Here is a 1,610-nt window from a genome sequence, read left to right on the forward strand (position 1 = left end):
TCCTCCTTACTCATGGCCCTTAAAGCATTGAACTTGCGAACAATACAGTTCTCACATCGCTCCTCCATTGGAATTGTCTGATTTCTTAAATAAAAGTAGCTATTTTCTGAAGACTTTAAAAGCTGACAAGTGTCATCTTTTCTCCTTTAACATTCCCCAACCTTTGCCGGAACCTCAGCTTTTTATAATTTCAAAGCTGCAAACCATTCCAATGCCCCGTACGAATTGCTTTCATTGCGGTCTTCCTTGTGAAACTGAAGAGGTACATTTCGACGAAAAGTCCTTTTGCTGCCACGGCTGCAAAACCGTCTATACTATTTTCAGGGATAACGACCTGAGCTATTACTATGAATTGGAAGGCGGGGCCGGGAAAACGCCTGAACTCAGCCAGGGAAAATTCGACTACCTGGACGACCCCCTGATCGCCGAACGCCTGCTTGAGTTCCAGGATGACTCACACCATATCATCAGTCTGAGTATTCCACACATCCACTGCAGTTCCTGTATCTGGGTGCTGGAAAACCTGAACCGGCTCAATCCCGGGGTATACAGCAGCCAGGTGGATTTCCCGCGAAAAGAGGCGCGTATTCATTTCAATTCCGAACAAATCAGCCTGAAAGAACTGGTGAGTTTGCTCAGTGCGATCGGCTATGAACCCTCCATTACCCTGGAACAATACGAAGGGGGTGCCAAAAAAGTAGACCGTAAACTCATTTACCAACTGGGTATTGCGGGCTTTGCTTTTGGGAATATCATGTTTCTTTCCTTTCCCGAGTATTTTGAAAGTGGGGAGTATTGGTTGGATAAGTACAAGGGTATCTTCCACTGGATTATGTTTGCCTTTTCCCTCCCCGTGGTTTTTTATTCCGGTTCCGGGTATTTGACTTCAGCCTATAAGAGCCTGCGCTCCGGCATGCTCAACATCGATGTCCCTATTGCCCTTGGGATACTCGTCCTCTTTATTCGCAGTACCGTTGAGATTGCCCTGGATTTGGGACAGGGGTTTTTTGACAGTTTGTCCGGCCTGGTCTTTTTCCTGCTACTCGGTAAATTTTTCCAGCAGCGCACCTACGCTTTTCTGTCTTTTGAAAGGGATTACCGGTCCTATTTTCCCATTGCCGTAACGCGCCTTAAAACGGACGGATCTGAGGAGAGCATCCCGGTGCATGAAGTAGTCACGGGAGACCGCCTTTTGATTAAAAGCAATTCCCTGATTCCCACCGATTCCATCTTACTGAGGGGGGAAGGCCGGGTCGATTACAGTTTTGTGACCGGGGAGGCGCGGGCCCTTTCCAAAAAGAGTGGAGACCGCCTCTATGCAGGTGGCAAGCAGCTTCAGGGGGCTATTGAGATCGAAGTACTCAAACCGGTTTCCCAAAGCTATCTCACTGAGCTCTGGAGTGATGCAGCGTTCTCGCGGAACCCAAAAACAACCTTCAGGAATCTTACGGACCGGATTGGAAAACGATTTACAATTGCCGTACTGACCATTGCTTTTGTGGCTGCGGGAACCTGGCTTTTTATAGATCCCTCCCGGGCCCTGAATGTGCTTACGGCGGTTTTGATCATCGCCTGTCCCTGTGCGATTGCCCTGGCGGCCCCCTTTACCC

Annotated in this window: 1 protein-coding gene; it reads left to right on the forward strand. The window is 48.8% G+C overall.

All coding sequences use genetic code 11. The features are described 5' to 3' along the window. Positions 1 to 211 precede the first annotated feature (211 nt). Positions 212 to 1,610, forward strand: a 1,399-nt coding sequence (locus WBV75_RS11000) for a heavy metal translocating P-type ATPase (RefSeq protein ID WP_424120653.1), incomplete at its 3' end; no start/stop codon positions are given.

The organism is Robiginitalea sp., assembly GCF_049588695.1.
In the GTDB taxonomy this organism is placed as follows: Bacteria; Bacteroidota; Bacteroidia; order Flavobacteriales; family Flavobacteriaceae; genus Robiginitalea.